Here is a 25,932-nt window from a genome sequence, read left to right on the forward strand (position 1 = left end):
AAACGGGTCGTAACGTTGTGAAACGTATAAAAAAAAGGAGCTAAATAGCTCCTCTTCTTTATAGTAATTTAAGATAGTTTTGTATGGTTTGAGCTATTCCTTCAGCCGCTAAGTATGGGACACCATTACCAATAGTTTTGAACATATCGGACAGAGTCATTGTCGATGGGAAACAAAACTCTTTTGGCAACGACTGAATAGCCAACGATTCGGCAGCACTTAGGCGCCTATCTTTATACGGGTGAAGGTGAACCTCATTGTTTCCATATGCTGCTGTAGGAGAATAACGCCACCTATGAAGACGTTTAAATGACTTTTTACTGTCATCACCTTCTAATATTGTTTGAAATCGATGCATTGACTTAGGCTTGAAGTGATGCGTCGAATTCGGGTGGTTGTATACGTCATTCTTCTTAAACCAGTGTTCAACAGCCAACTCGTAAAACTCAGAAAGCGACTCAGGAAGCTCTTTCTTAGAGTCTTGCTCATATTCTTCATGCCCAGGCCACATACCTTTATTAAGCACGACAGTTCTATCGAACTTAACTTTGGCTTCCCAGTTAAACTGCGTTTCTAGCTCTTTGCTTGTGATACCACCGGCACGGGATTCATGAATACCAAAAAGTAAAATACGATCCCTATCTTGAGGGACTCCATATTCAATACAGTTGGTTAAACGGTCAGTAAGAATATAACCTTCCTGTTCTAATCGTTCTTTCATTTCATCGTAAAACGCGCGGTGTTTTATGGTTCTCCAAAGCCCTTTTACGTTCTCGAACAAAAAGAAATCAGGCTTATTCTGGATAATCGCATCAATATAAACGCGGCTTAGCTTACCGTTTTCGCCTTCAGAACCTTTGTTTTTCCCTGCTACCGAGAAATCAGGGCACGGTGGTCCACCAATAAACCCGACCAATGAATCAGCTTTTGCATCTTCCACATACTCTCTTAGCTCTTCAGCTTTATCGCCAGTGACAAAGTCTTCAATGCTTCCAAGGAAATGACCATACTTAGGTTTTGGTAATTCCATTACACCTCTAGAGTGCTCATAAGCATCTAAAAATGGTTTATGAAATTCATTGACGAAACGAACATCAAACCCTGAACGTTCAAAGCCTAAGTCTAAAAATCCACTACCAGAGAAGAATGAAAATATGATTGGTTGTTTTTGAGGTGACAAATTGAAGCCTTTCTTAATTGTTAATTCTATCGGTAATAGCTAGCGAGCTTGTCATAATACATCATCACAAGAGCTGCTAACACTTGATTCTACTATAGGTTGGAGGTTTAGCCGTTGTTCCAAGTTTATGGAATAAAACATTGAGCTAAACGTCACCACTTTTCCGCAAAACTAAAACAACCCAAACACATTGTTTTTCCCATCTTGTTCAAGGCCTTTTATCTGATGGTGTTTTGGCTCTCCACCAAACAATAAAATGTACAACTTTCGGTCTTGATACGTTCCCACTACATAGTGGTCTTTTTGTATCACGTACTCGATGGTTTCGGCTTCCTCATCGGTGCACAGATACTTAATGTCGACCAGCTTCACCCACTTCAAACCCACTACGTTCTCTGCTTCTATAAACCCACCAAATGGCGCCGTAAAGCGATTACCTAGTTTCAACAGCGCATCAATCACCCCTTGGTTCTTCTTACTTACCCCAATGGGACCATCACTGTTGATTTTGAAATGACTGTACCCAGCAGTCACATGAATTGAATGATACATGGCAAAAACCTATTAACTTTCTTAGCACTTTGAGAAAGGTGTCTAACCTGTGCTTTTTGTCCGATATAAAACATTGCTCTGCGTTTTAACTCAATTTATACTGTTTTTATATACAGTTATTTTAGGCTTTATTATGTCTATCCGCAATTTAAAAGATGGCTCAACCAAACCTTGGATCTGCGAATGTTACCCAAACGGGCGAACGGGGAAGCGCGTTCGGAAGAAGTTTACTACTAAGGGTGAAGCTAGGGCTTTTGAGCTTCACACAATGAAAGAGATTGACGATAAGCCATGGATGGGAGACAAACCGGACCATCGCAGGCTTTCTCAACTTATTGAGCTTTGGTACTCACACTATGGTGCAACCCTTGCCAATGGCAGTGTCATTCATAGTAAATTTCTAAGAATGGCTAACGCGATGGGTGACCCTGTAGCGACCGTTTTCGTTGCAAAAACATACTCTGAATTCAGAAGTAACCGAATGAGTGGACAAATTAGCTTTGTTGATGCGCGCTGGCAAAAAGGAGCACCTAGTATCGCAACGCTAAATTCAGAACTCGCGCGCTTCAAGGCTATGTTCAGCAAGTTAAAAGAATTTGGGGAGTGGAAAGGACCGAACCCATTGGAAGAAGTGAAGCCATTTAAAGATCACGAACGTACTATGTCTTTTCTTCATAAAGAGCACATTACTTTGTTACTTGAGCATGTGTCTAAACACAGCCGAACAGATATGCAGAAAATAGTGAAGCTATGCCTAGCCACTGGAGCTCGCTGGAATGAAGCAGCTCAGCTGAAAGGCTCTCAATTAAGCAAATATAAAGTTACGTTCACCAACACCAAGACTAAGAAGAATCGCTCTGTACCCATCTCAGAGGGACTTTATAACGAGATATACAAACCAACCTCAGGGAAGCTATTTGAAGAGTGCTATACACCTTTCTGCTACATATTAAAGAATAAACTGGGCATCACCCTACCCTCAGGGCAAGCCTCCCATGTTTTGCGTCATTCGTTCGCAAGTCACTTTATGATGAATGGCGGCAATATTTTAGTGCTAAGGGACATTCTAGGCCACGCCGATATCAGCATGACAATGCGCTATGCCCACTTCGCACCTGATCACCTATCTGAAGCCATTATCCATAACCCTCTTTCAAACCTGTAACCTGCCGCCACAAAATTTTTGGCGCGGCTGTCGCCACTTTGTCGCCACTTGCTAAATTTCAGGTAAAAAGAGAGCCACTCTAAAGTGGCTCAATTCTTAAAATTTTAAACAAGTGTTTTAAACGTTACTCTCGACCGAATACGTTGTTCTCTTGCTCTTGTACACGGATGAAAGTCGTACGCTTAGTTAGCTCTTTAAGCTTTGCTGCGCCTACGTATGTACAAGTTGAACGTACGCCGCCAAGGATGTCAGAAATTGTGTTGTGAACTGAACCACGGTATGGAAGTAAAACAGTTTTACCTTCCGCAGCACGGTACTTAGCAACACCACCTGAGTGCTTGTCCATAGCCGACTGTGAAGACATTCCATAAAATTTCATGTATTGCTTACCGTCTTGCTCTACTACTTCGCCGCCTGACTCAGAGTGACCAGCTAGCATGCCGCCTAGCATTACGAAATCAGCACCGCCGCCGAACGCTTTAGATACGTCACCCGCACATGAACAGCCACCGTCACCGATGATCATGCCGCCAAGGCCGTGTGCCGCGTCGCCACACTCGATGATTGCAGAAAGTTGAGGGTAACCTACGCCTGTTTTAACACGAGTAGTACAAACAGAACCAGGGCCGATACCAACCTTAACGATGTCTGCGCCCGCTAGGATTAGCTCTTCAACCATGTCACCCGTTACAACGTTACCCGCAGAGATAACTTTAGTCGGGAATTCCGCACGTACTTTCTGTACGAACTCAACAAGGTGCTCTGAGTAGCCGTTAGCGATATCAATACAGATAAATACAAACTCTTCGCTAAGAGCCATGATCTTCTTAACTTTCTCGAACTCAGCTTCAGACGTACCTGTTGATACAAAAACGTTGTTCAGAGTTTTCTTGTCTGCTGTTTTAGCAAACTCAGCCCACTGCTCTACTGTGTAGTGCTTGTGTACTGCAGTCATAACACCGTGCTCTGCTAGAGCAGCTGCCATTTCAAAGCTTGCTACCGAATCCATGTTAGCTGCAATTACTGGAGTACCAGACCATTGACGACCGCTATGCTTGAATGTAAAATCGCGGGTTAATTCAACTTGAGAACGGCTTTTAAGGGTAGAACGCTTCGGACGGAAGAGTACATCTTTGAAACCTAACTTAAGTTCTTGTTCGATACGCATGGTGTTTTCCTTGATTCATAAAATTATGTGTCTCTCGCGAAATGCGTAGTAAAACCGTTGGCAGACGAGTTTACTTTTCTTCGGACACAAAAAAACCGGAGCGTTGGCAGACGCTCCGGTTTTCAGCATTATAGGTCGTGATTTAGTAACAGCAAGTCTGATATTTCATTTTTTTTTGTGCTATCCTCTCGAAGATTCCATATCTGGTAAAAGCTCCCAAGTAACACTTCCCCACTAAATTCTTACTAATTAATAACTTAGCTAACCAATTACGCAAACGCTGTCGGTTTATTGCGCAATCGTTTTCCTCCCTTTTTTACGTAATATCCCCCTCACAAAGCAAATATGTGAAGAAAGTGCCTCGAAATCACATAAAAACCACACTTTTCTCCAACAAAAAAATGCCTTTTTTCTTAAATAAATTCGATTTTTTTCCAATTTTTATCGGTTTTTGACCAAATTGGGCAGTCTGGTGACGTTTCTGTTTTGCGGTCACTTGGAAAAATAGAGTGAAAACGACTCAATCTAGAGGCCAATACTCACTTGGGTTTGATAATTCAGCCCTCGCACTCCATTAAATGAAGCTTTCAAACTCAAACTTTATAAATCCACTTTCTATTCACCCGTAGCATTGCCGCGCCGAAAGCACATTTCGTGGCTGCCCTTTCTTAGATTTAACCTAAAACATTCAGTAAAGCGCATGGAAAAAGAGAATTGGTTAACGTGAAAAGCTAGGGGGAAGATTAGGTTTGAAGATAAAAAACAAAAAAAATGGCTAAGGTAATTAACCTTAGCCATTTTTATTCGATGTTTTGAATTGTTCTTTACAAGCTATGAGTATCGAATTAAGACAGGTGCTAATTCTTTTGAGCGCTTAACGCTTCTGCAGTCGCATCTTGAATCGACAAGAACAATGACGTGATTTGTCCAGTAGGCGAACGCATCGGGTTTAGCGTCACGTTCTGGTACATGAAATCAGCTTGTTGAGTGACAGGGCGAACATTGCGGCACTTGAACAAGTAAGGTCTTTGTGGCCATGTAATAAAGCTGCGACAACCTAAATCATAGACTGGCTTGGTTTTCAGCCTAAACCACTCTTCTGGGATTTCAGGGAATAACTCAAAGATCGACTTACCGATAGCATCATGTGATTGCTTACCGCTATGGTGAGTCATGAAGCCATTCCAAACTTGCACCTCAAAATCGCGATTAATAACCACCAGCCCCATATCGACGTTCTGAACCATGTCCACCATCCAGTGGAACTGTTCAAATTCAGCAGGAAGATTCAACATATTAAAACTCCTCCATTAGGTAGGCCAATTTATTATCTAGAAGTGGCAAAGATTCATCAACAAACATGAATAGAAGGTCACAACGGATTGAAGTGCCATCTATGTTATAGCTGACTTCGAAAGTCATCGTTTTCTTGAATGAGCCGCCGGTATTTTCAATAACGGAATCGATTGAGATGTGTTGACCCAGCAACACCGGAGAGCTCTGGAAGAAACGAACTTCTGACTGCTCACCTAACCCATTCAGGAATGAACCCACAAGGATGTTAGATACATCCATCAACAGCTCTAGTTCTTCTAACTGTTCGCTTTCTGTTGGCACCTTCATGAGCTTTTTAAGATCGCTCACACTGGAATCACTCAGCAAGACTAACGCTTCACCTGCAATACCTTCTCCACTAAAGCCTTGGCAAACACCCGACACTTGGTCGTTGTCTGCTAAGTCGCGAAGTGCCATGTGCAATTCACTCACTTCCAAAATATTCACGTTCGGTAGTGGTAAATGGACAAATACATCAAAATGGCGCGCCAGTGCATCGGCGGCGCGGCCGATTGCTACGTTCGCCACTTCCATGTAGATATCGCGTCTGCGTAGTATTGGAAGATCTAAAGCGGTAGGGGTAACAACCTGAGGCTGTGTTGGCGGCTCAACAAGTTCACGTAAAATGCCTTTTAACGCTTCTTTATCGATCGGTTTTTGTAAAAACGCTTTAGCACCGAGGTCCATGACCCTCTGCTGCGCTTTTGGCTGGATGTCACCGGAAACAACGACAACAGGTGTGTTATCACCTAAGCGTTGCATCTCTTCCAATGTGCCATAGCCATCTAGCTCAGGCATGGTCAAGTCGAGGAACATCAGTTTAAACTGGTTTTGAGCTAACTCTTCAAGTGCATTAAGCCCATGAACAGCAAAAGTTATATCTGCATTTAGAGAACTAGGCAGTGATCGAGCCATCTGCTTCCTTGCTAATGCAGAATCATCACATATAAGAACTGGGAACGACATAAATGCACCACCGACAAATTAAAGCTAATTTCGAGGAGTGTAACAGATCATTATCGTATCAGGTACGGGGTGAATGAATTTATATGTAGATTATTAGTCAGATTGATGGGAAAAGCGGATATTCGATTATCTCTGATTATTCTTTATGAAAAACAATATGCTACAGAGATAGTAACAAGCCTTTTTATAAAGTAATTGCACTATTTCATGAAATGACCGCGACAATTTATAGAATAACAGCCTTAATAAGTAGCCTACTAAGGCTCGACTTGCCGATTCACGCAACAGCCATACATGTTTGCTCAACTATACATGTTGCTCAACTGTTCGTGTTGATCGCCTACTACGCGTTTATCAGGTTGACGTTTTTATCCGTTTTACATAATGAGTACAAGGGAGCTAAAACTGATATGTAGGCCATAGAATCAGTAATGCGAAACGAATAACCACAGCAAACACCAGTAAAGCGATGCCCAAACGGTACCATTTGTATTCCGCAATATTCATTGGGATACGCTTATAAAACATAGTAATCACGCCTTTCCAATCACTACTGCGTCTTCCGTACTGCATCATGCTCGTCAAAACAAACAGAGCGCCAAGTACTAGCATTCCTTTCTCAGCCCAAAACAATCCAACTTCCATTTGTATTTTCCTTGATAAAACGGTGAGCGACTTAAATCATTCTAGCCACCTTTGCTTACGGTTTCTGTAAGACCAAGGTCTAAATTACGAAGTCCGCAATTCAGGGCTTTTAGCTGATAGCTCATTGTCGGTAATTAGAAACTGGTAATTGATAGTTCTTGGTCAGTATTACAAAGTTCATCGTTCAAGATTTCATGGTAAAGGCGAGCATCACAAGCAGATCACGAATAAGCATGAGTCGAGAGATCCGGAGACTGACTGTTCTTTTGAATGACACGCATCAGCTGGATAAGCAGCAGAATACCTGTCACACCTAAACCAACACCGATTCCGCCCCAGATCCCTGCCAATTCAAACTTAGACATCAAATACCAAGCCGCTGGCAAACCAAATACCCAGTAACCAATGGCTGTCATTACGGTTGGCATTGAGACAATCTTCATCCCTCTCAACAGGTTAATGGCCAGTAACTGCCAGGCGTCTACAATAAAGCACAACGCAACCACCCAAATAACAGAGGCCAATAGCGAAGTCATTGCGCCCGTACCATCGTCTAACTTGAAGATAGACGCGATCATTTCTGGCCAGATGATGAACACGGCAGACAAGGCTACACTCAACACAGACACCAAGATAAAGCTTAGAATCGAGGTTCTTTTGATGCCTTCGTAGTTACCCGCACCGAAATCACGGCCAACCAAAATCGCCGCAGCTTGTGAGAAACCGAAATTGAAGTTCCAAGTAAAGCTTAAGCATTGCAGTAGGATTTGGTGCAGTGCTAGAGAAGCAATACTGATCGTCCCCGCCATCAGAGTTCCGCCGTATATCAAGCCATGTTCAAGTAATGCAGCGAGCCCAATAGGCAAACCCATCATCAATAAAGGGCTCATTAATTTGATTGAATACTCTTCTGTGTTTAACCAAGGGGCGAACTGCTTAAACTCGTCACGCTTAAATACCCAAACAGTGTATCCAACCATCACGATAAAGGCCGCGATAGCCGTACCTAGCCCTAAACCGGTTAAACCCATGTCTAATTGGAAAGTTAAGAAGTAGCTCACTGGCACATTCAGAATTACGGTGATGATAGACATCACCAGAATAGAGCGCACATTACCAAACGCACTGGTTAATCCACGCAGTACCAACAAAATAAGCGAAGGCAGCATCACCCATTTCAAGGCATGCACATATTCCATTGCTAAAGTAATCACTTCTTGGGGCTGTTTTGCTGCCTCTAATACCAACGGAGCAAACCAAAAGCTGGCCATTAAGGTCACACTCAACACAAATGCCAACATTGTTGCGCCTTTAACGGCTAATCTAATTTGTGTGTTACCAAACTCAGGGCGAGCCACTCGCTGACCGTAAGCGATCGCAATCAAGTTCGCGACACAACCCACGGTGCTGCTCGCAATAATAAAGATGAAAAAGTAGATAGAGGCGCCTAAGCCACCAGCCGCAAGGGCTGACACACTGATACGCGACATCATCCAAACATCAGTAAGGACTAAAGCCATAGAGATCAGCTGTGAAATGATCAAAGGGAATGCGAGTGTGAGTATTTTTTTCATGAGCGCCTCAGGTAATTTCGCCCAAAATACGATCGATGAGGCTGGCGTTCAATTGATAAATTTGCGACTCTAACATTCCATAAACTCATGCGAACGAATTATGACCCCATATCCTAGCTTGCCATCATCCCATAATGGCTTAAAAGCCTTCGAAGCAGCAGCAAGACTGATGAGCTTTACTCTGGCCGCCGATGAACTGCATGTGACACAAAGTGCGATCAGCCGTCAGATTAAACAGCTTGAAGATGAGTTAAACGCATCATTGGTTATTCGTAAGCATCGAGCGATTGAATTAACAGAACATGGTCACGATTTGTACGTGGCTTTACGTGAAAGCTATGCCAATGTCGAAACGGTTATTGCTTCTTGGGGTGAACCAAAGCAGAAACGTATTGTGATCAAAGCGACTTTGAGTTTCGCGACGCGCGTATTGATCTCTAAAGTCCGGGAGTTAAACGAGCGTTATCAAGATTATGAAATCGTCATTGTGCCTGTGATTGAGGAAGACGAATCGATCAACAGCAGCGAATATGACCTACTGATCTTCCATACACGCTTCAAAAAACGCTATGACAAGGCACCTAACATCACCTTCTTACGTGAAGAGTTTATGGCGCCGGTCTGTTCTACTAGTTTAACGAATTCTGCTAGCTTAGGTAATTCTACCAACTTAACGAACCAAGATACTGACCTCGATTCAATATTAACCTTACCAAGGCTCCACCCAACCTTAGATCATCACGACTGGAAAGTGTGGCTTGCTGATGTCGAGTCCCCGCCGAAAAAGCCCGTTAGAAATACCAGCTTCTTGTCTTTGGATATGGCACTCAGTGCTTGCTTGTCGGGTGAAGGGGTCACGGTGACGGATTTACTGTTGGTTTTGCAGGATCTACAACGGGGCTTCTTGTACTGCCCTAAGGATGCAAAGATTCAACACAGTGCTTGGACTTACTTCATGCACCAGCGTACACACACGCCTATCATCAATGACCTTATTGAGTGGCTGAGGGAAGAGACAGCAAAAGAGATCGAGTTGCTGAAATCACTCGCACAGCAATATCAGTGGTTTGGTGTAATAGAGCAAGACAAAGGCTTTGGTCGACTCTCTTAAATTAAGCTATGATTCCCCTTCCCTCACCCGATTGATATTTTTATGCCTTCTTTCTCTGTTTCAATGATCCCTGTTGGGGTTAGGTTCATGATTCTCTCCGCTTTTGGGTTCGCACTGATGTCTGCTTGTGTGAAATACATTAGCAACTACGGGATACCTGTCTTTGAAATCGTTGCAGCAAGGGCTTTGGTCTCTTTGATCATCAGCTACATCGACGTAAAACGAAAAGGCATTTCGATCTGGGGTAATAACAAACCACTCTTGTTCGTGCGTGGTGCTGTCGGTACTGCGGCGTTAATGTGTGTTTACTACGCTGTCACCACCTTGCCATTAGCAGAAGCAACCATTCTACAATACGTACATCCCGTGTTTACCGCGTTGCTTGGCGTGTTGTTCCTCAAAGAGCGCGTGCACAAGTCGACCATGATCTGCATAGCATTCTGCCTCGCGGGATTACTAGTGATGGTACAACCGAGCATGAACAGCGGCGTAAACAGCGAGTTACCCATGTTCAGCATTATGGTGGCGTTATTGGGCGCGTTTGGTAGCTCAATTGCTTATGTAATTGTGAGAAAGCTTAGCCAAACTGAAGATAGCTCGGTGATCATCTTCTATTTCCCGCTGGTTGCTCTTCCAATCTCAACAGCCCTGATCTGGAACGACTTTGTATGGCCGAGCTTATTCTTAACCGTTATGTTGGTTCTGGTCGGGATTTTCACTCAGATCGGTCAATACGGTTTAACCAAAGCGATGCAAACTCAAGCTGCCGGTAAAGCTTCGGCTTACTCATACGTTCAAATCGTATTCTCAGCGCTGTTAGGCGTGTGGATCTTCAATGAGATTCCATCAGTTTGGACTTACCTAGGTGGTGGTCTAATTGTCACGGGCGCACTCATTAACGTGTTTGGCAAACAGTTGTTAGTGCCATTCAAGGCTAAGTAACCAACTAAGCGACCAAGCAACCAAGCAACCAAGCAACCAAGCAACCAAGCAACCAACAGAGTAAAGATCAGTTAGCCAATCAGCTAATAGATATAAAAAGGGCATTGCGGAATATTCCACAATGCCCTTTTCTGTAAGTCTTCCTAGCACCCTTTCTTAGACGTTTTATTTCGAACAATCTCGCTCTAGCACACCAACTCGATTACGAGTTCTACTACGTGGCATTGCGCAGCTTGGGATCATCACTCAAGTACTCTACAAATTCGATTTCAAAGCCCGCAGGATCAACAAAGTAAACGTTTTTGCGATAAGGTTCTTCAGCCCCAGGTTTGGCAATAGGGAAACCCGCATCAATAAGGCGCTCAATCACGCTCTCGATATTGTTGGTTACATAAGCAAAATGCGCGAGACCGACAGAATGCCCAGCCAAATCTCTGTTTTCTCCTTCGCCGTGATCGCTCAACGCGATGTATTGATATTCATCACCAAAATGTAGCCAGTTACGTGGCTTGCCAGACCATTCGCCTTGCCCTTCATCACGCACATACCAGTGAGGGAAAGCTGCTTTATAGAAAGTCAGCATCTCTGGGATATCTTTAACCACTAAATTTACATGTTCAAGTTGGATCATTCTTCTCTCCTTAAAGTATTCTCTTAAGCAACGTTGCATATCCTAATACCTCAAGTTAAGTTGAGGTAAAGAACTAATTTACGTTTATTTTCGAGAACGTCTTTAGAGTCCAAATGGCTCTGCTTTGACTACATACAAACAGTAAGTTTAGACGACCTAATCCAATGTAACTCTCTTGCCTCGTATTATGTTCTTTGTACTTAATACCAGTCAAAGTAAGTAAGTGTTCTATCCAAACTACACCTCCCACAAAGTGAACCGATGAAATGGATGTTGTATACAGGCCTCCCCTCAGTGATCGCAATGCAGAACCAAACCGTAGTTAATTGAAATACAAGCACTTAGTTTTTTTTAGTCGACTGCGTAGCGGGAGTGATACATGGACAGCAGAATTACCATCAAAGAATTTCTCAGAGTGTTCGATTACCTTCGTTCAACGGGCGAACAGCTGGACAATAAATATCAATTAGGTGAGATGTTTGCTTGGCACGATTACGACGGTTACACCTGTTGGCTAAGCTACAGAGACGTTACGGTAACCCTGATGTTCCACGGTTCATTAAAAATCGAATACGACAAAACGTCGAATTATGAAGACTTCATCAACCATTGTCTGACTATGCTTGCTACAGAGCCTTCTCCGTAAGTACGAAAGGTCAACACGCCCTAATAACTAATGGAGAAAATCATGCACGAAACTGACTTTAAAACGCACTTACTGCCTAAACGAATCACTTCTTTGTGCCTAATACTCAGCCTTTCTTTTTTATGGTCTCAAGTATCTGTAGCAGGAATAGATATGATTGATTTTACACAAGCGAACGAACAGAAGAATTGGACAGCGACCAACGACAATGTGATGGGCGGCATCTCAACAGGCGGTCTTATTCATGATGGCGAGACGAGTCAATTTAAGGGCGAGCTATCGTTAGAGAACAATGGTGGCTTCAGTTCAATCAATCGCTCTGTTAAAACACTAAGTTCTGAAACGGACAGCGTAGAGTTGACGTTTGTGGGTGATGGTCGTACTTACCAATTAAGGTTCACAACGTGGATAGATGGAAACAGGACCAACTACAAGCACAACTTTGAGACAATTAAAGGTGAACAACTCAAGAAAATCTTCCGACTAAACGACTTTCAAGCGGTGTTTAGAGGTCGGCTACTCAACGGAGCTCCGGGACTTAAAGCTCAAGACATTAAACAGATCGGCTTTTTGATTGCAGACAAAAAGCCTCTGCCCTTCGAGCTAAACTTACTTCAGATTCAATTCAAAACCTCGCAAGAAACGGAGTAACGCTTTGTTGGAATAAGTTAAAGTCTGAATAAACCACAGACGAACAAAAGCCCCTGATATCTTACCGATTCGCGATAGATATCAGGGCTTTCTATTCAAGCGTTCAAAAGATCAATGCTTCAAACCGTCAAAGATCTAAATCATTAACTATTAATATTTAATGGCTGTTTTTCCAATCGACGTACTACTTTCAATACGTTGGTGCGCATCTTTCAGAGTCTCAACATTAAAGCCATTCAACGTCGTCGTTAGTGTCGATTTAATGCGGCCTGCATCAATCAAGTTCGCAGCTTGGAATAAGATGTCCTGTTGCTTCTGGATATCGTCTGTGTTGAACAGTGAACGGGTAAACATCAGCTCCCACACAAAACCTACAGACTTACCTTGAAGCGCCGACAGATCAATTCCACCATCGAACTCCACAATCGAACTGATCATGCCTTGTGGTGCAATCAGCTCCACCATCGATTCCCAGTGCCCTTTAGTATCCGCAACATTAAAAATGTAATCGACATGCTGGATGCCTTGCTCACGTACAGACTCAACCAAGTTACGGTGATTCACCACATGGTCTGCACCCATATCCCTTACCCACTGCTCGGTTTCAGGTCTTGAAGCCGTCGCAATGACAGTCAGGTTAGTCAGTTGGCTCGCCAATTGAATAGTGATTGAACCTACGCCACCAGCGCCACCAATAATCAGAATCGACTTTTGCTCTTCAGGACGAACACGCAAGCGGTCAAACAACGCTTCCCACGCAGTGAGTGTCGCTAGCGGCATCACAGCAGCAGCTTCATCAGAAAGGCTCTTTGGTGCTTTCGCCGCAATACGGTAATCAACGGCTTGGTATTCCGCGTTAGCTCCCATACGAGTGACGTCACCAGCGTAGTAAACACGGTCACCTAATTCAAAACCTTCAACGTCAGAACCTTTGCCAACAACTTCACCGACTGCGTCATAGCCCAGCACTTTAGGTTGTTCGAGTGTTTTATCCTTAGCATTACGAATACGAATTTTTGCGTCAGCAGGGTTGATAGAAGTCGCGCTCACTTTTACCAGCAAGTCATTATTTTTTAGTTCTGGCAGACTCGTTTCAAACTCAAATAAACTGTCTTGCTCTGTAATCGCAAATGACTGAGTAAATCCAATAGCTTTCATTTTTGATGGTACTGACATTGTGCTTTCTCCTTGAATTAGACGAGTTAATCTTAGTCAATTCTCACTCTAGATAAACCGTCTAACATTTGAATGATTTTCAAATATATTTTGATAATTAAGCGTATAAAGTTAGCTTAGAAGAGGTAAATAAGGGTTAACCCGCTTTGTGATTAGCAAAGATTTCAATACAATGTTTAGAACATTATCAAACACAGGTAGATAAGATGCTTCTTGAAGACTTACAGGTCATTTTAAAAGTGGCGGAGTTTCGCAGCATCACCGCAGCAGCCACCAACCTAGACATGCGTACTGCAACCGCGAGTGCCGCCGTCAAACGAGTTGAAGCCGCACTAGGCGCTGAACTGTTTGTAAGAACCACTCGCCATTTAAGGCTATCTTCAGCAGGCGAACGCTATTTACCTGAGTGTGAACAAGCCTTGAAAATATTGGAGCAAGCCAAGCTCAGCATGCGCGAAGAGCTTGGTATTATCGATGGAGAAATCCGCATTGCGCTTTCATCGGATCTAGGCCGCAACCTCATCACACCTTGGCTTGATGAATTTCTGCTTGAATACCCCAAGGCGACACTTCGCACCAGCATTAGCGACAGTAATATCGATTTTTACCGTGATTCTGTTGATATGGCGCTACGTTACGGCTCTCCGACTGACGCCAACATGTATGGTTTCAAGATCTGCGATGTGCCGAGAATATTGTGTGCGGCTCCTGAATATTTGGCTGAAATGGGAACACCAAAACACCCGAGTGACTTAACTCAGCATAATGGTTTGCTTTATCAGCTACATGATATGTTGCAAGACGAATGGGTGTTTAAGGATGGTAAGCAGGAGCACAAAGTGAAGCTGAAAGGGAATCGTGCATCGAACGATGCTGACCTTGTTAGACGTTGGTGTGTTGCCGGTAAAGGCGTGGCGATAAAGTCTTGTTTAGATATGTCGAAACATTTGCTTTCTGGCGAAGTGATTAAAGTTATGCCTGAATTTAAACCAACCCCAACCGAGTTGTGGTTAGTCTGCCCTAGTCGTCAATCCATCACACCAACGGTTCGCTTATTAAGAGATTTATTCCGCGAGAAAACCGCAGAGATCCTTTCTCAATTGGGAGACCAAGGTATTCTAGAAAATAAAGCATCATAGGATCTAATGCTGCTTAGAGATAAGACGCAGAGATACAAAAAAGGCGTTAGTGAACTTTGAAGCCACTAACGCCTTTCTTCATTTGAACATCACCCTGTATTAATGGATGTATCTACATTAATACTAATACTTAAATGCGAGTACTTAGTTTGACTCTTCTTCTACATCACAATCAGCACAGCACTGAAGAGCAATTTCATGTTCGAAGGTGATTGTATCTTGGCCTTCTTCTAGAAGTTCTGCAATTTCATCCGCGACTTCTTGCTCATCATCAGCTTCAATTCCGCTCGCTAACTCTTCTTCTGAATAACCGAAGAAATTCAGTAATAGATACTCGCGAGCTTCGTCTTTGGTACAAACCACATTTGCTGAAAGATCAGGCGTAACTTCACCTTCCGCAAGTGTCTTTGTCACTTGCTCTAGAGCAGTATCTTTCATCGCAGGCGTTAACCAACCAAGATCAGTACTTACTGTCGTTTTTTTACAGTCGAAGCAAGGCAGTTGGTGAAAGTAGTATTGAAAGGTAGTCATAGGTAATTTCTTCTTTAAGTGTTGTATAGCGAGATTATGCGCGTTTTATAGCAAAATACTATCTCAATCAACACCAAAAATTGATTCGCTCTGATTATTTTAACCAGATGCACAGCAAGCCATACTGACAACTTTAATCATCGGCTATTTGCTTAAATCGCCACACACATCGGCGTATTGGATATAGGGTCACGAAATACGCTCGCTTTGAGGTCAAAAACATCATTCAGCAATGTCTCGGTCATCACCTCATCGGGGGTGCCTTCAGCCACTAAACCACCTCTTTCTAAAACGATCAAATGATCGCAGTAACGACTCGCTTGGTTCAGATCATGGAGCACAACCACCACCGTTTTTCCCTTGTCATTCATCTGCTGCATCAAGTTCATTAATTCAACTTGGTGAGACATATCAAGATAAGTGGTCGGTTCATCCAACATCACGACATCTGTGTCTTGCGCTATTATCATCGCTATCCATGCTCTTTGACGCTGCCCACCCGACAGTGACTCAATCGGTTTATCAGCAAACTCAAGTACGCCGGTATCACGCATTGCTTGTTCGACAATAGCTTGGTCTTCTTGCCCTAACCTTCCCCAATGGGACACATAAGGAGAACGGCCATATTCAACCAGTTTTCTGACCGAAATGCCTTCAGGGCTGACCAATATTTGCGGCAGAAGCGACAACGAACGCGCGAGCACTTTATCGCCATAGCTCGACAACGGTTTGTCTTCAAATAACACCTCTCCTGTCACCGGCTTATTGATCCTGACTAACGTCTTTAACAAGGTAGATTTACCACATCCATTGGGTCCAATTAAGGCTGTGATTTTTCCCTTTGGGATGGACACCGAAAGGTTCGGTATGATCGTTTGTTTGCCGTACGCGACGGAAAGATTCTGCGTTTTTAGCATGGTTACCAACCTCGATAGCGATAGAGAAGAAAGATGAAATAAGGCGCGCCAATGACAGAAGTAAGTACCCCTGCAGGCAATTCAATCGGTGGTTGTAGACCTCTTGCCAAGCCGTCGGCACAAGTAACCAAAATCGCGCCCACCAGAGCAGACGCCGGGATTAACAACTTATGATTATGCCCAAACAACAAGCGCGCTAAGTGAGGTGCTAATAAACCCACAAAACTGATCGTTCCAGCCACTGAAACGCTGACGCTGGCAAGCAACACAGCGGCCAATAGCGCAAGAGCTTGTATCTGTTTTGGCTTAGTACCCAATGTGGTGGCACTTTCCTCACCAAGCCCCATCACATCCAATCGCCAAGCAAGCCAAAATGCCATTGGCAACAACAAGAGCAATGCTCCCCAAATAAAGGGAACTTGCTGCCAATTTCGCCCCCAAAGGCTGCCAGTTAGCCATACCATCGCAGTGTTGATCTCGATGGGGTTAGTGACAAGCAAGAAGTCGATACAACTCGCCAGAAACGCACTCATTGCAATACCAATCAAGGCCAACTTGGCGGGTGTTGGCCTTGACCACCATGCCAATAGCGCAATCAGCCCAGCAGCCAATACCCCACCGAACATCGCCACCACAGGCAGTACGCTAACTGCCGCATTAGGGAACCACACTAAACTCGCAGTCGCAGCAAGCCCTGCCCCGGCGCTAATGCCCATAAGATCAGGCGATGCTAACGGGTTACGTATCACACCTTGCACTAATACGCCGGATAGCCCCAACCCTGCGCCCACGCTTATCGCGAGTAACATACGTGGTAGCCGATACTGATGGATAACAAAGTCGTCACTGGAAAAGGCGACCAAATGTTCGATGACTTGAGGAATAGAAAGTGACGCAGCACCGACAAACAAGCCCGCAGATGCCACTAATATGAGAATCCCTGATAACAAAACTATCTTAGTGTGATGGTGCATTAAGATCTCCTCGTCGCAATCAAAATAAAACAAGGTGTCCCAAGTAGGGCTGTAATAACACCAACGGGCGTTTCAGTCGGGAAAGCAATCGATCGTGACAACGCATCTGACCAAGACACTAATGCTGCACCTGCCATTGCGGAGATAGGAATCAGTAGATGGTAATTGTGCCCAACCATGGGCCGAACCAAATGAGGAACCAACAATCCTACAAAGCCAATGGGACCAGCGATAGCGACACTGGCACCCGCAAGCAACACGATAGCCAATCCACTCATGAGGCGAGTAAGCCGGATATTACTGCCCAACCCCACAGCCACTTCTTCACCAAGCGCCAATAAGTTGAGGTTACGAGCAAGGCTAACAGCCAACACCAAACCAATCACTGCTGGCGGCCAAAGCTGTTGCCACTGTCCCTCATCCACGCTAGACAATGAACCGGTAAGCCAATGCAGCACGCTATAAGCCATATCATCAGCTAGAATCAACGCTGCTCGAGTTAACCCAATCAATAAAGCAGTAATGGCGATACCCGCTAAAACCAAACGTAACGGATGAGAACGTTCGGAGAAGAAGCCACCGAGGAGCATCACAGCACCACCGCCTAGCAATGCACCAAGAACAGCATTAAGGATCGGGTTTAAATCACTCACCACAGGTATGCCTATCGCAGCTAAAGCCATAAAACAGGCTGCGCCAGCGTTAATACCTAAAATTGATGGAGACGCAAGTGGGTTACGTGTTAATCCCTGCATCAACAGTCCGGCGACGGCTAAGCTTGCACCAATCAATAACCCAGCGTGAGCCCTTGGAGCTCTAAGTGTCGCCAATATTTGATGAGTCATATTGCTCTCATCAAACGCAAACCAATAGTGAACTAAGTCACTCAATGTTAGGGAGAAATTCGACCAACCTAGCATCGAGGCCACGTAACCAGACATCGCCAAACACGACACTAAAGCCGTAAATAACGTGACTCGCCACGACACTAATACCGTAAGCCACGACACTATAAGCGAACGTCGCTTACCTCTAGAGAGCAACATCGAACTCATGAACGATCCAAGATCTGCTCTAGATTTTTCGCCATTTGTTCCGCGGCCAACATGCCTCGATTCAATGACCATAGTGCTGGTGACACTTCTACCACTTGTTGATTCTTCGCGGATGTTAAGACATTAAACAGTGGGTTTTTCTGCCAATCATCAACGATATTTGGATCTGAGTAAGCACCAAGGAGCAACCAACCTGGATTCGTTTTCAACAACAACTCAAAGCTGGTTGGTAAGTACGCCTTGTCTGTCGGCTCCACTATTGGGCTAGCAATACCTAATGTGGTGAGTACACCTCCGGCATAAGAAGCAGGGCTATGTAGCCACATTCCTTTTTCCGACACGACAGCAAATTGGACAGTTTGTTTAAGCGAGAAATGACTTTTAAATTCCACCATGGCTTGTTGATGTTGGTGAATTCTTTGTTCCATTGCCGATTGCTTATCGAGGGCGATACCAACCTTAAGCGCAGATTCCAAGTTCTCTTGATAAGTCTCTCCACGGCTTTTGAGCAGCAGAGTTGGTGCGATTCGCTGTAGATCTTGATAAACCGTACGATGACGCTCTGCATCGGCAATGATCAGGTCGGGCTTTAATACCGCAATGGCTTCTAGACTAGGCTGCGAACGCATCCCAACCGATTCCCATGGTTGCACTAATTCACGCACCGCCGGAATCACTCGCGAAGTATCATTGTCATCGGCAACACCAACCGGAGACACGCCTACCGCAGCTAACGCATCGACAAATGAGAACTCCAACACCACAACGCGTTGCGGGGTAGTCGCTATCTCAAACTGACCTTGCTCATCTTGAATGATCCTCGTTTTTGCTGAACTGGAGAATGAGAACAAGCTTAAAGCCAACAAAGCTAAGGTTATCGCTATCCTGCTGAATAAAAAATGCCTTTTGAATGACAGCAGTCCGTTCGGCAGCAGCCATTGATTCGAAAATAAAAGTCGAGAACTGTTTTCCATATTTACTTTTCCTTAAACACTAGAACCGTGAAAGTCGCCAATAATATTGGCGACTTATATTCGTTATTATTTTTAATCAATTACCGATTAGAACTGATAGTTCAGATCCAAAGTGTATGAACGCCCTGGCGCTGGATAGCGGCCAACCGGACTGGTATCAATACCGCGGAAGTAGTAGTCCTCAGCAAACAAATTGTTCACTGCAACATTCATGCGTAACTTACTGTTTTCATCTTTATACAAGTCTGAGCCTAGGTTTAAGTTCCATACCATGTAAGCAGGTACTTTGCCTTTCGCACCCGATGCATCTTCAGCACTGGTATTGGCATTGTCAGAATAAGACTCACTGAAATAGTAACCAGATAAGGTCGTATCTACCTTGCTAAAGGCGTAAGTCGCATCCCAGCTAAGTTGATGCTCCGATGTGTAAGGAAGTTGCTTACCTTTGTTTGCACCTTCTGCCTCTATCGTCGCATCCAAATAGTTATAACCCGCGCCTAAACTCAGAGCTTGCATAGCCTGCGGAACATAACGACCTGAAAGCTCAATACCTTGATGAAGCGTTTTACCAATATTGTCAAAGGTCTGCGTTCCGCTTTGCCATTGGAGTTGGTCTTCAAAATCAATGCGGTAGAGCGCGACATTAAAGCTAGTTGAATCTTGATTGTAACGAGCACCCAACTCGTAGTTCCATGCTAGCTCACTGCCCTCTTCACCCTTGCCTCGGATGTAAGCGACTTGTGGTGCGCGCAAAGATTTCTGCGCATTGGTGTACCCAACCCATTGCTCAGTTAAATGGTATGCCACGGTTAAGCCCGGCAACCACTCCGTCACTTTGTTGTCTGTTCTCTGAGCTTTACCCTTATCATTAAAGGTCATATCAATCGATTCGTAACGAATACCTGGAGTAACCTTTAGCACGTCGTTAAACAGGCCAACTTCATTGCTGATGTAACCTGCGAATGCATCGGTATTCAAGTTCCAATCACGTGGCACTTTTGTTACTCCGCCAGCAATTGGCGTTTGCGTTAGCTTGTAATCGATATCTTCATTTACATAGCGAGCACCTACAATCAAGTTTTGCGTCACCGTATTACCGTCAAAGTACATCGCTAACTTAGGTTCCACACCATAAACCGCGAATTCACGTGGTGAGGTACGAATATCTGTTGATGGTAGTGCTGGATCCGCCCAATGACCACCTGCGCTATTAAAGCCCCATTGGAAGAAACGCTCAGAGTGGTGACCGAATGTCAGAACCTCTAACTCTGCGCCATCTGCAATATTCAAATCATGCAAATACTTCAGGCTCCAACGTGTTGATGTACCTTTGTATTCGTCATATGGTCGCTTCGATTGAGTACGATCTTGCTGGTAATCTTTTGGCGACAAAGCGCCCGGCATTTGGGTATCTGCATCGTAACGCTGAACGAATGCTTGTAGCTCCTGGGTATCGCTGAGTAACCATTGCAACTTCGCTTGGAAGTTTTTTACATCTGTATCTGAATGATCGCGGAAACTTTCACCTTTTAGGAAGTTACCTTCCACTTGAAGTGCCAGCGTATCGGTTAACCAACCACCCGTGCGTAGGTAAAAGTCATTAAGCGGTGTATTACCATCTTCAAATACCGTAAAGCGATTACTGATTTCCGTTTGCCATTGGTGTGGAATAGGCTTAGTCACCAAGTTGATCACACCACCCACGTTGTTTGGCCCATACTGCACAGCCGCACCACCACGTACGATATCAATTCGGTCAAGCATCGATAGCGTTGCTGGGAAAATAGATTGTCCGGTATGACCATAAGGCGCAAGAGTCAGTGGTACACCATCCATTAGAAATTGAGCATGACCACTGCGGCTCGCTTTCAAGCCGCGCACCGAGATGTTAGGCAATACACCCGTGCCCGTTTCGTCTTGAACCTTAATGCCCGGTACACTTTGAAATGCTGAATCAATAGAGAGTGCGCCAGTCTTTTTAATTTGTTCGTTAGTTAGAACGGTACGCGCTCCCGGATACTCTTTCACATCTTCTAATTCTGAATTACCGATCAAGCTGCCCGTCACGACAACCGTTTCCATGGTCGTCGTTTGCGGATCAGACGCAGCGAATGCACTCATGGAAGTCACTGAAGCGATGGCTGTTGCAAGTACGGTCAAGCGCAGTTTATGTTGCGCGTGGGGTTTACCATCCAAATTCTGGTAAGGCATGAAAATCTCCTAAGTAGGCAAATTAGGGTCAAAGGCTGTGCTTTTAAGTTATACCAACGCTTTGACCCATGGGGCTAAACGACCTCAAAATGAGGCCAACTGTTCACTCACTCGTAGCGAACAAATCAATAGTTTTTTCAGTTGAAATAGCTTTTAGTCACGTACTAGCTCTTAGAAACGTAATAACGCTTAAAAATTAACGACTCTTAGAGCTGAACTCGCTTTTAGAACTGATAGCCGTAGCTGAGCATGAATTCAGCTGGCGCTCCGTAACCAATCTGGTTAGTACCCGACTTACCACTGGTTGCCCCAAGAATGTATTTCTCGCCAAGTACGTTATAAGCGTTCGCTTGAACTTTGTGACGACCCGTGGTGTACGCTGCCATCAAATCAACAGTGGTGTAATCACCTAATGCGACGGCTTCATTGTTACCTGCGTAGCGGTCCCCTACGTATTTCACACCACCGCCCAAACGCCAGTTTTCGTATAATTGGTAAGTACTCCAGAGTGAGAACAGATGATCGGATACATCATTCGGCTTTTTACCTGTATCTTTATCTTCTGCATCTAAGTAGCTATAACCAACTGAAATATCCCACAACTCTGTAATCTGACCGCGAGCTTCCAGTTCAATACCTTGGTGACGTGCTTCAATCTTATTGATAACGTCGCCATTAATATTGGTTTGTGGTTGTTCTTGATCAATTTGGAAAATAGCGGCATTGAGCATCAAAGCGTTATCGAGTAAGTAAGCTTTCGCACCCACTTCTTTTAGATCGGTATGGAAGAATTCAGCCAGTTTAGGGTTGATATAAATACCGGAGTAAGGCAATTGCCACGAACGAGCTAAGCTTGCGTATACCGACATATCGTTGTTGATACGATAGACCAAGCCACCACGGTAGCTCACTTTGTTATCATCTAGCTTCTCTTGGGCTTTCCCGGCTTTTTGCTGCTCAAGTTCCATAGAGTCATAGCGCACGTTACCTATCACCGATAGATCACCCAAGGTGTAAACGTCTTGAAGGTAAATACCCGTCGTCGTCGTTGTGTTATCACGGAAAGGTTTGAAACCCGGATCAGGTGTTGGGCCTGCTACAGGGTTGTAGATATCTTTTGGAGGTAAGGTTTCATCGCTTGCGAGCGTTAAGTCGATATTGATCTGATTATAATCCGCACCGATTATCATTTGGTTCGAATCCGTTTCCCAAACTAGCTCAGATTGAAGAGTCGTCGTGGTACGAGGGTCATAACCGAAATTGTTCACGGTTTGAGAGACTTTATCTCCCGTCACAGTGCCTTGACGCGTGCCCTTTTGCTCAAGTTCAATATGATTGTATGCCGCTCGGTTTGTCCATACCCACTCGCTATTCAAGCGCCACTCATAATTAATGCCAACACGCAGGCTATCGGACTCTTGATAATCGTTAGTGCCACCGTAGAAAGAACTCTCAGAGACATCGACAGGTTTGCCATTTTTGGATGGAACACCACGATATGGCACCAGCTCTTGGTGTGCATATTCGACATCTAAGTCAACGGTATGCCCTTCAGCTGGCAGCACTCGAATGGTTGGTGCAATAAAGAAATCATTAGAATCGACATGGTTTACATACGAATCAGCCTGTCGGTGTTCCAGGTTAATACGTCCATTGACCTTATCTGAAAACGCCATTGAGCTATCCACCTGCCCTACAAATTGGCTGTTACTGCCAACACTGCCGTTTACATTGGTAAAATTGTCGCCATTCGCTCGTTTGGTAACTAAGTTAATGATGCCGCCAGCAGAGCCCCTACCATACAGAGCACCTGCAGGGCCTTTTACCACTTCAACACGCTCAATATTGGATAGGCTTCGATACGACTGTAAAGTTCCATCATCACGCATGCCATCACGATACATGTCATTCAGTGCATCAAAGCCACGAATTACAAATTGGTCTCGACTACCTTCACCTAAAGTATTATTAACACCAGCAACACCATCAAGAGCATCCACTAAACGGACCGCACCACGGTCTTCCATCTCTGTTTTAGTGACCACTGAAACGGCTTGTGGGACATCGAGCCATTCGACATCCGTTTTGGTACCCGATTGCGGCATGTGCTCCGCGTAGCCTTCGTACTGATGACCAATAACTTGCACGGTTTCATCCACCGTTACTTCTTCTGAAGCCATTGCATTCGACACGGTAGCCACTGTGGTTAATACACCTCCAATTGCCAAAGCGAGGGGGGTGAAAGCCAATCTAACGTTCATATTCTAATTCCGGTTTAGTTTATAAATCACAACGGACGCGAATAAGAACAAATATCATTTATATTTGCAATATATATTTTACCGCCTACCCCTCCAGCACGATATGCAACATTGCTATTTACAAAACAATCAATAAAAACAAAATCATAAAAAGAACAAGCCTCTTAAGACATTGGATAATGTCGTATAAAAGTAGGTAAAAACGAGGTTCGACGGTTGGGAATACTCAGAAAAAAGACTTTTCGATAGGGAGAAAGACAGCAAATAAATAAAGGTTTGAGCCAGGTAACGGATGGGATTAATACCCTTTAGCACGGCGTGTCTATTAACTGGTCATACCTCAAAATAATGTTCAATAATTCAAGACAACAACGGAAATGTAACTGGAGTTGATTGTATCTACAAAGAACCAAGCTCAGTAGCCTATGTTGACTAACAAGTATGACTAGCAAAGAAACAATTCCATATTCTCATAATTTTGCGTTCTCGCAGAAACGGTAATTAAATTAACGAAGGTCTACCTGAATAGAGATGATGATTAGCGTGTAGTTTCATGTAAGGGACCCCGAACAAGAAATAAAAAAGCGAGCCACCAGGGCTCGCTTTCAAATCGTCTATATTTACTTAAATTACAGAAGCTCTACCGACTGTTGAGCAATTACGAACTCTTCGTTGGTTGGAATAACCATTGCTACTGCGTCTAACATCTCTGATTTAGCGATGATACCTTCTGCGCCAAAGCGAGCGGCTTCATTCCCTGCTACGTCTTCAACAAAACCAAGAATCTTAAGGTTGCTTAGGATCTCACGACGAATTGGTAGAGAGTTCTCACCGATACCACCAGTGAAGATGATGCCGTCTAAAGAGTCTAGCGTTGCAAGGTAAGAAGCAACGTATTTAGCAACGCGGTAAGTAAACACCTCGAAAGCAAGCTTAGCGCCTTCGTGGCCCTCTTCCATCGCTTCTAGGATGCCACGAGCATCGCTCGTAAGACCAGACACGCCAAGGAAGCCAGACTCCTTGTTTAGAGAATTAAAGACTTGCTCTTGTGACCAACCTTTTTTAAGTAGGTATTCGATGATACCTGGATCTAAATCACCACAACGTGTGCCCATCATAAGGCCAGAAAGCGGTGTGAAGCCCATTGACGTATCAACACTGTTACCGTCTTTGATAGCACATACAGATGCACCGTTACCTAGGTGAACAGAGATGAAGCTAGCTTGTTCAACTGACTTGTTGACCATTTTCGCAGCTTCACGGCTAACGAAGTAGTGGCTCGTACCGTGGAAACCGTAACGACGAACACCGAAGTCTGTGTATAGTTCTTTTGCGATTGCACCAGTAAATGCGCGTTGTGGCATTGTTTGGTGGAAAGCCGTATCAAATACAGCAAATTGAGGTAAAGAAGGGAAAGCTTCAATCGCAGCGCGGATGCCGATAGCACCTGCAGGGTTATGAAGTGGAGCTAGGTCAGATAGGCTCTCAATCTCACTCGTTACTTCTTCAGTAATTCGAACCGTTTGAGTGAACTTCTCGCCACCGTGAACGATACGGTGACCAATAGCCACTATATCAGCAGTGAAGCCTAGATCTTCCATCAACCCAACCAGTTTGCCAATGGCAATTTTGTGGTGGTTATCTTCACCTTGAATGGCAATTTCAGTTTTCTGACCTTGATACTTCCAGCTCATACGAGCATCTTCAAGACCAAAACACTCCCCTAAGCCACTCAATACGGCTTCACCAGAAACAGAATCAATAACAGCAAATTTTAGGGATGAACTACCCGAGTTAATAACCAGAACAAACGAATTAGACATTGGATATGGATCCTGTTTCAGTACGAATTGGATGAAGTGTTTACTTCAATTTTAGTTAAGCCCATTATTCAATAATTTTTGAATCTTTCAACTTTTGTTTTGCAAAAAGCACCAAATGAACACGATTAAGTTGATCTGAGTCATTAGTTTATTTATTTCGAGAGCGAAATTAAAAAATAGTTGAATATGACAGTTGGTTAATAAACGAAGTAAAGGACTGCTCACACTAGGGCGTGTTGACCTTTCGAGATTAAATTTTGTTCGAGATAAAAGCGTTTTAATCGCGGCGAGGGGGAAGTAGCCTA

At 44.1% G+C, this 25,932-nt stretch carries 23 protein-coding genes; 6 read left to right on the forward strand and 17 right to left on the reverse strand.

Annotation, left to right across the window (positions count from 1 at the left end):
- Nucleotides 1-58: 58 nt before the first annotated feature.
- Both ACED25_RS19630 and ACED25_RS19635 read right to left on the reverse strand, forming a co-directional pair.
- Nucleotides 59-1,180 (reverse strand): DNA cytosine methyltransferase, encoded by a 1,122-nt coding sequence (locus ACED25_RS19630; RefSeq protein ID WP_017100059.1) that lies wholly within the window; start codon nucleotides 1,178-1,180, stop codon nucleotides 59-61.
- A 171-nt stretch (nucleotides 1,181-1,351) separates the two neighbouring features.
- The gene (locus ACED25_RS19635) at nucleotides 1,352-1,732 is read right to left on the reverse strand and encodes a hypothetical protein (protein ID WP_017100058.1); all 381 of its coding nucleotides are present in this window, start codon (nucleotides 1,730-1,732) and stop codon (nucleotides 1,352-1,354) included.
- A gap of 133 nt (nucleotides 1,733-1,865) precedes the next feature.
- On the opposite strand from ACED25_RS19635, the gene ACED25_RS19640 reads away from it, so the two are divergent.
- Nucleotides 1,866-2,897, forward strand: coding sequence for a tyrosine-type recombinase/integrase (locus ACED25_RS19640; protein WP_069591724.1), 1,032 nt, complete (start codon nucleotides 1,866-1,868; stop codon nucleotides 2,895-2,897).
- Between the two features lie 124 nt (nucleotides 2,898-3,021).
- On the opposite strand, the gene ACED25_RS19645 is transcribed toward ACED25_RS19640, so the two are convergent.
- The 5 genes from ACED25_RS19645 to ACED25_RS19665 form a co-directional block, all read right to left on the reverse strand.
- Nucleotides 3,022-4,065, reverse strand: coding sequence for a GMP reductase (locus tag ACED25_RS19645; protein WP_371695906.1), 1,044 nt, complete (start codon nucleotides 4,063-4,065; stop codon nucleotides 3,022-3,024).
- 857 nt (nucleotides 4,066-4,922) lie between these two features.
- On the reverse strand, nucleotides 4,923-5,360 hold the full coding sequence (locus tag ACED25_RS19650) for a PAS domain-containing protein (RefSeq protein WP_009844817.1): 438 nt from the start codon (nucleotides 5,358-5,360) through the stop codon (nucleotides 4,923-4,925).
- 1 nt (nucleotide 5,361) lies between these two features.
- Entirely contained in the window at nucleotides 5,362-6,366 is a 1,005-nt protein-coding gene (locus tag ACED25_RS19655) for a response regulator (RefSeq protein WP_012600962.1), read from the reverse strand.
- Between the two features lie 399 nt (nucleotides 6,367-6,765).
- Nucleotides 6,766-7,011 (reverse strand): hypothetical protein, encoded by a 246-nt coding sequence (locus ACED25_RS19660; RefSeq protein WP_009844815.1) that lies wholly within the window; start codon nucleotides 7,009-7,011, stop codon nucleotides 6,766-6,768.
- A 221-nt stretch (nucleotides 7,012-7,232) separates the two neighbouring features.
- Nucleotides 7,233-8,585: an MATE family efflux transporter gene (locus tag ACED25_RS19665; RefSeq protein ID WP_371695907.1), complete on the reverse strand. Its 1,353-nt coding sequence runs from the start codon at nucleotides 8,583-8,585 to the stop codon at nucleotides 7,233-7,235.
- Between the two features lie 100 nt (nucleotides 8,586-8,685).
- Between ACED25_RS19665 and ACED25_RS19670 the strand changes: the two genes are divergently transcribed.
- Both ACED25_RS19670 and ACED25_RS19675 read left to right on the forward strand, forming a co-directional pair.
- Nucleotides 8,686-9,696 carry a LysR family transcriptional regulator gene (locus ACED25_RS19670; protein WP_371695908.1) on the forward strand — a complete coding sequence of 337 codons (1,011 nt, stop codon included), beginning with the start codon at nucleotides 8,686-8,688 and terminating at the stop codon, nucleotides 9,694-9,696.
- 42 nt (nucleotides 9,697-9,738) lie between these two features.
- On the forward strand, nucleotides 9,739-10,638 hold the full coding sequence (locus ACED25_RS19675) for a DMT family transporter (RefSeq protein WP_371695909.1): 900 nt from the start codon (nucleotides 9,739-9,741) through the stop codon (nucleotides 10,636-10,638).
- Between the two features lie 214 nt (nucleotides 10,639-10,852).
- Here the strand turns inward: ACED25_RS19675 and ACED25_RS19680 are convergent, their stop codons facing one another.
- Nucleotides 10,853-11,269: a VOC family protein gene (locus ACED25_RS19680; protein WP_009844811.1), complete on the reverse strand. Its 417-nt coding sequence runs from the start codon at nucleotides 11,267-11,269 to the stop codon at nucleotides 10,853-10,855.
- A gap of 379 nt (nucleotides 11,270-11,648) precedes the next feature.
- Here ACED25_RS19680 and ACED25_RS19685 point away from each other — a divergent pair, with 379 nt between their 5' ends.
- Together ACED25_RS19685 and ACED25_RS19690 are read left to right on the forward strand one after the other, a co-directional pair.
- A complete protein-coding gene (locus tag ACED25_RS19685; protein ID WP_371695910.1) occupies nucleotides 11,649-11,915 on the forward strand; it encodes a DUF3081 domain-containing protein in 267 nt (88 codons plus the stop codon).
- Between the two features lie 30 nt (nucleotides 11,916-11,945).
- Nucleotides 11,946-12,566 carry a CIA30 family protein gene (locus ACED25_RS19690; protein WP_371695911.1) on the forward strand — a complete coding sequence of 207 codons (621 nt, stop codon included), beginning with the start codon at nucleotides 11,946-11,948 and terminating at the stop codon, nucleotides 12,564-12,566.
- Nucleotides 12,567-12,716: 150 nt separating this feature from the next.
- On the opposite strand, the gene ACED25_RS19695 is transcribed toward ACED25_RS19690, so the two are convergent.
- Complete coding sequence (locus ACED25_RS19695; RefSeq protein WP_371695912.1) at nucleotides 12,717-13,742, reverse strand: zinc-binding alcohol dehydrogenase family protein; 1,026 nt, start codon at nucleotides 13,740-13,742, stop codon at nucleotides 12,717-12,719.
- Between the two features lie 206 nt (nucleotides 13,743-13,948).
- On the opposite strand from ACED25_RS19695, the gene ACED25_RS19700 reads away from it, so the two are divergent.
- On the forward strand, nucleotides 13,949-14,881 hold the full coding sequence (locus ACED25_RS19700; protein ID WP_371695913.1) for a LysR family transcriptional regulator: 933 nt from the start codon (nucleotides 13,949-13,951) through the stop codon (nucleotides 14,879-14,881).
- A 144-nt stretch (nucleotides 14,882-15,025) separates the two neighbouring features.
- Here ACED25_RS19700 and ACED25_RS19705 read toward each other — a convergent pair whose 3' ends face one another.
- The 8 genes from ACED25_RS19705 to ACED25_RS19740 all read right to left on the reverse strand — a co-directional run bounded on the left by ACED25_RS19705 (nucleotide 15,026) and on the right by ACED25_RS19740 (nucleotide 25,627).
- On the reverse strand, nucleotides 15,026-15,412 hold the full coding sequence (locus tag ACED25_RS19705) for a hypothetical protein (protein WP_009844806.1): 387 nt from the start codon (nucleotides 15,410-15,412) through the stop codon (nucleotides 15,026-15,028).
- Nucleotides 15,413-15,564: 152 nt separating this feature from the next.
- Entirely contained in the window at nucleotides 15,565-16,329 is a 765-nt protein-coding gene (gene fecE, locus ACED25_RS19710; protein ID WP_020477206.1) for a Fe(3+) dicitrate ABC transporter ATP-binding protein FecE, read from the reverse strand.
- A gap of 2 nt (nucleotides 16,330-16,331) precedes the next feature.
- Nucleotides 16,332-17,303 carry an iron chelate uptake ABC transporter family permease subunit gene (locus ACED25_RS19715; RefSeq protein WP_371695914.1) on the reverse strand — a complete coding sequence of 324 codons (972 nt, stop codon included), beginning with the start codon at nucleotides 17,301-17,303 and terminating at the stop codon, nucleotides 16,332-16,334.
- Entirely contained in the window at nucleotides 17,303-18,358 is a 1,056-nt protein-coding gene (locus tag ACED25_RS19720; protein ID WP_029225348.1) for an iron ABC transporter permease, read from the reverse strand. Before ACED25_RS19720 ends, ACED25_RS19715 begins: the two co-directional genes overlap by 1 nt.
- Complete coding sequence (locus tag ACED25_RS19725; RefSeq protein WP_371695915.1) at nucleotides 18,355-19,332, reverse strand: Fe(3+) dicitrate ABC transporter substrate-binding protein; 978 nt, start codon at nucleotides 19,330-19,332, stop codon at nucleotides 18,355-18,357. The genes ACED25_RS19720 and ACED25_RS19725 overlap by 4 nt, the downstream gene beginning before the upstream one ends.
- Before the next feature lie 87 nt (nucleotides 19,333-19,419).
- Nucleotides 19,420-21,543: a TonB-dependent receptor family protein gene (locus tag ACED25_RS19730; RefSeq protein ID WP_371695916.1), complete on the reverse strand. Its 2,124-nt coding sequence runs from the start codon at nucleotides 21,541-21,543 to the stop codon at nucleotides 19,420-19,422.
- Between the two features lie 224 nt (nucleotides 21,544-21,767).
- Nucleotides 21,768-23,804: a TonB-dependent receptor gene (locus tag ACED25_RS19735; RefSeq protein WP_371695917.1), complete on the reverse strand. Its 2,037-nt coding sequence runs from the start codon at nucleotides 23,802-23,804 to the stop codon at nucleotides 21,768-21,770.
- A 629-nt stretch (nucleotides 23,805-24,433) separates the two neighbouring features.
- Nucleotides 24,434-25,627, reverse strand: a complete 1,194-nt coding sequence (locus ACED25_RS19740) for an acetate/propionate family kinase (RefSeq protein WP_371695918.1) — start codon at nucleotides 25,625-25,627, stop codon at nucleotides 24,434-24,436.
- Nucleotides 25,628-25,932 lie beyond the last annotated feature (305 nt).

Origin of the sequence: Vibrio sp. 1F263, assembly GCF_041439035.1 — a bacterium.
GTDB lineage: Bacteria > Pseudomonadota > Gammaproteobacteria > Enterobacterales > Vibrionaceae > Vibrio > Vibrio tasmaniensis_A.